Source organism: Mesorhizobium sp., assembly GCF_041661565.1.
Classification (GTDB): Bacteria; Pseudomonadota; Alphaproteobacteria; order Rhizobiales; family Rhizobiaceae; genus Mesorhizobium.
This window is the reverse complement of the sequence record NZ_JBAZUD010000240.1, coordinates 1-4,038: the sequence shown is the minus strand read 5'-3', so window position 1 is coordinate 4,038 and position 4,038 is coordinate 1. Positions and strand designations below refer to the sequence as shown.

Genomic DNA, 4,038 nt, shown 5'->3' with positions numbered 1-4,038 from the left:
GCCGGAACGGTCTCGTTGTCGGAGGTGTTCGCCAGCTCGGCGAAGGCTGTCGCATCACTGGCGAAGGCGATCATACCAGCGCCGCGCAGCACCGGGCCGGAGGCGACCGGCGGCATGACCGCCGCTTGGCCGATGCCGGGTTCGAAAGGGCGCATCTGGATCGACTACCAGAACGACGTGACGGCGAAGGATGTCGAACTGGCGGCACGGGAGAACTTCGTCTCGGTCGAGCATCTGAAGCGCTACACGACGCTTGGCATGGCGACCGACCAGGGCAAGACCTCCAACCTGCCCGGCCTGGCGCTGATGGCCGCCATCACCGGCCGCACTGTGCCCGAGGTCGGCACAACGACCTATCGCCCGCCGTTCACGCCGGTGCCGATGGCAAGCTTCACCGGCGCGCGCGTCGGCGAACTGTTGGCGCCGGTGCGCCGGTTGCCGCTGGAAAACGTCCATCGCGCCAGCGGTGCGGTGTTCCAGGAATATGGCGGTTGGCTGCGCCCGGCCCATTATGGCGGCAGCGCGAATGCGGACAGCGCTATGCAGGACGAGGCGCGGCGCGCCCGTCAATCCGTTGCGCTGTTCGACGGCTCGACGCTCGGCAAGATCGAGGTGATCGGCCCCAAGGCCGCGGAATTCGTCGATTTCATCTATTACAACACCATGTCGACGCTGAAGCCCGGCCGCTGCCGCTACGGTTTCATGCTGTCGGAGAACGGCGTGGTCTTCGATGACGGCGTGCTGGTGCGGCTGGACGAGCATCGCTTTGTCGTATCGTGCTCGTCCTCGCATGTCGCTTCCGTGCATGGGCGGATGGAGGAATGGCGCCAGGACCGTTTCGGAAGGAGCGCGGTCTATATCCACAACGCCACCGCGGACATGGCGACGCTGACCGTCTCCGGACCGAATGCCAGGAAGCTGCTCGAAACATTGGACCTCGGCCTGTCGCTCGACGATGCCGACCTGCCGCATATGGCAATCGGCGATGGCAGCTACGCCGGCGACGAGGTCCGCATCGCCCGTGTCAGCTTCACCGGCGACAGGAGTTACGAGATCTCGATCCGCGCGGATCGAGCCGAGCCGCTATGGGCGCATCTGCGCCAGGCCGGCCAGGCCTACGATGCCGTCATCATCGGGCTCGAGGCGCTGATGATCCTGCGGGCCGAGAAGGGCTTCATCGTCATCGGCAAGGACACCGACGGCACCACGCTGCCGCATGATCTCGGCAGCGAAGCACCCCGCGCCAAACGCCAGACCGACTATGTGGGCCGCCGTTCGCTGTTCACCGAGGAGGCATCGCGCGGCGACCGCATGCAGCTTGTCGGACTGGCGGTACCGCCAGGCGAAGTGCCGCTGCCGACGGGCGCGCATGGCATCAGACGCATTGACGGCGGATTGCGCAGCCAGGGCTTTGTCACCTCGAGCTACCAGAGTCCGACGCTTGGAAGGCCGGTCGCGCTTGCCCTGATCGAACGTGGCGGAGCCCGCCATGGCGAGTCGATAGAAATTCAACATCTCGGCAAGGTTAGGACGGCGACGATTGCCGCCCCTTGCGCCTTCGACCCGGCAGGAGAACGGCTGCATGCGTGATCTCGCGGAGAAATGGTCCGTTGCGCCTGACTGGCAGTCGGCGGAGATCACCGCGCCCGGCCTGACGGTGCGGATGCTGGCTGGCCTCGACCAGATGCTGGTCAGCGGCGATCTCGATGCCTGGGCGAAGGTCTCAGGCCTGGAGGGGGCTGACGTCGGCGCCTTCGGCAGCGCGCGGGGCGACCGCTATGCGGCGCGGCTGGCGCGTGACCGGCTGCTCGCCATATCGGGCACGCAGCTTGCCATCGCCGCCGGGTGGCACACCGAAGGCTTCGCGGTGACGCCGATCAGCGCCGGACTGCGGGTGTTCCAGATCGAGGGTACGGCAATCGACGCATTCATCGCGCGCGGGGCGACGCTCGATCCAAACCAGGCGAGCGCCAGCGCGGCACTGTCCTTCGCCGGCATTAGCGCGATCGTCTATCGCCACGAGGACACACTGCGCATCCATGTCGACCGGGGTCTCGCTGCGTATCTCTGGACATGGATGGAGCAGGCCGCCGGCCACATCGCCGCCGAACACTAGCTAGAACGCTCAGAGCGTGAACGACCAGAACAGGCAGGCGAGAGTCGCGGCGGCGAAGATCACGAAGAACAGGCTGCGCAGCAGCACATTGCGGCGCAGTTCGTTCATGACGAAGTGACAACCGATCACGGCGGCGGCAAACAGGAACCGCCAGTTCAGCAGCGCCCACAGGGCGCCGCCCTGGCCGAACGCCCATCTGGCGACAAGCCCGCCGACGATGGCCGCGAGCAGGACGATCACCGCCCAGAACAGGGCGTCGGCGGCATGGGTGAGGACAATCCCGGCCGCCCTGATCGGCAGGACCATCATCAAGAGCGCGCTGAAGAAATAGACCGCGGCAAGCGGAATGAACGTCCCGGCATCGGCGATATTGTCCAGCCGCTTTGCACCGACCGCTCCGTAGGGGTAGCCGTGCCTGGCCACCGCCAGGCTCAGCGCCATGAGCAACGCGGCCAGCACCGTGACCAATGCGAAGGATGTGAGGGCTTTGCTCATGATGCTCCTGTCCCGGCCGAATCAGACAGGAGCGTTTGTAGCCGCCGGTCGTAAATTGCGCGTAAGCGAAGAGCACTGCCCTCGCGAATTTCGACGCGGTCCGCTGATGGCTGGCTATTCGGCGGCGATCCTTTCCGCCGCACGGTTGGCCAGCACGAGGCCGACCTCTTCCACGGCCTGGGCCGCGCGCTTGAGGACGGCTTGCGAATGCAGCACGCCGTCGGTGAAATCCTTGTCGGTGGCGTAGACGGCCGTGGGCAGGACAATTGCCCTGCGGTCGCCCGCCAGGCAATCTCGCCCGCTCGACGCGGCTGATTTGCGGGGCGCAATGCCCCGCCGCACAAAGCTAGGCTACTTCCTCCGTAATGACCTCGAAGCGGATGAGCTGCGACTGACCGAAGCTGGTCGAGATCGCCACGTCCGTCGCGTCGCGGCCCGTCGCCATCAAGATCCGGCCGATCCTCGGCTTGTTGTGACGCGCGTCGAAAGTATACCAATTGCCGCCCAGATACGCCTGAAACCAGGCGCTGAAGTCCATTGGATCCGGGACGCGCGGCACGCCGATATCGCCTAGATAGCCGGTGCAGTAGCGAGCCGGAATGTTCATGCAGCGGCACAGCGTGATCGCGAGGTGGGCGAAGTCGCGGCACACGCCTTGCCTGTCGACGAAGCCGCCATAGGCTGTGCGCATCGCGTCCGCGTTCTGATAATTGCACGTTATGTGGCCATGCACGAAGTCGCAGATTGCCTGAACGCGCGCCCAGCCCGGGGGCGTGTTGGAGAAGTTGGCCCAAGCGAAATCGCTGAGCCGTTGCGTGTCGCAGTAGCGGCTGCCAAGCAGGAAAACGAGAACTTCATCCGGTAAATCCTTGATATCGTGCTGCACGGCGTCCCATGCGACGACATCGGGCCGGCCGCTGTCATGGACAAGAAAAGCCGACGACATCTCGATTATGCCGGCCGGCGCGGTGACGCGGGTACAGGCGTTGCCGAAGCTGTCGGTATAACCGCGCGCCTCCACGGCAGGATCGAACTCAACGGCCGCCTCGCTCAGAAGATCGGGTCGGCGGGAAGGGTGGACGTCGAGAACCAGCAGCATCTGCGTTGGCTGAGGACATTGATAGGCGATGTTGAAACCGGCGCGGATTTTCATGGATGCCCCCTGTTGATGGAGGTCTTAACGTCGAAGATCGCGTCCGGTTGCTAGCCTATTTCGGTCGCCGCACCTGGATGCTTTCCGGACGCCACATTGACCTGCACCGTCATTCCCAGATCGTCCGAAGCCTTCCCATAATAGCTCCCTGACAGCGGCACGGCCTGTGCCGGATCGCGCGCCACGGCAACCCGGATCAGGTCCCGGTTGCCGACGATGCCGTTCGTGGGATCGAACTCGACCCATCCGGCGCCGGGCAGATAGACCTGGCACC

General features: G+C 65.1%; 5 protein-coding genes and 1 pseudogene. 2 read left to right on the top strand and 4 right to left on the bottom strand.

What is annotated here, in order from left to right; genetic code table 11:
• The first annotated feature begins 114 nt into the window (after window positions 1–114).
• The gene (locus WC739_RS24815; protein ID WP_372955633.1) at window positions 115–1,590 is read left to right on the top strand and encodes a glycine cleavage T C-terminal barrel domain-containing protein; all 1,476 of its coding nucleotides are present in this window, start codon (window positions 115–117) and stop codon (window positions 1,588–1,590) included.
• Entirely contained in the window at window positions 1,583–2,116 is a 534-nt protein-coding gene (locus tag WC739_RS24810) for a hypothetical protein (protein WP_372955632.1), read from the top strand. Before WC739_RS24815 ends, WC739_RS24810 begins: the two co-directional genes overlap by 8 nt.
• A gap of 9 nt (window positions 2,117–2,125) precedes the next feature.
• Here WC739_RS24810 and WC739_RS24805 read toward each other — a convergent pair whose 3' ends face one another.
• The 4 genes and pseudogenes from WC739_RS24805 to WC739_RS24790 all read right to left on the bottom strand — a co-directional run.
• Window positions 2,126–2,611 carry a hypothetical protein gene (locus tag WC739_RS24805; RefSeq protein ID WP_372955631.1) on the bottom strand — a complete coding sequence of 162 codons (486 nt, stop codon included), beginning with the start codon at window positions 2,609–2,611 and terminating at the stop codon, window positions 2,126–2,128.
• 114 nt (window positions 2,612–2,725) lie between these two features.
• A complete protein-coding gene (locus WC739_RS24800) occupies window positions 2,726–2,953 on the bottom strand; it encodes a hypothetical protein (RefSeq protein ID WP_372955630.1) in 228 nt (75 codons plus the stop codon).
• Window positions 2,954–2,957: 4 nt separating this feature from the next.
• Complete coding sequence (locus tag WC739_RS24795) at window positions 2,958–3,764, bottom strand: transglutaminase family protein (protein ID WP_372955629.1); 807 nt, start codon at window positions 3,762–3,764, stop codon at window positions 2,958–2,960.
• 50 nt (window positions 3,765–3,814) lie between these two features.
• Window positions 3,815–4,038 (bottom strand): annotated as a pseudogene (locus WC739_RS24790) (transglutaminase family protein); the annotation flags it as partial.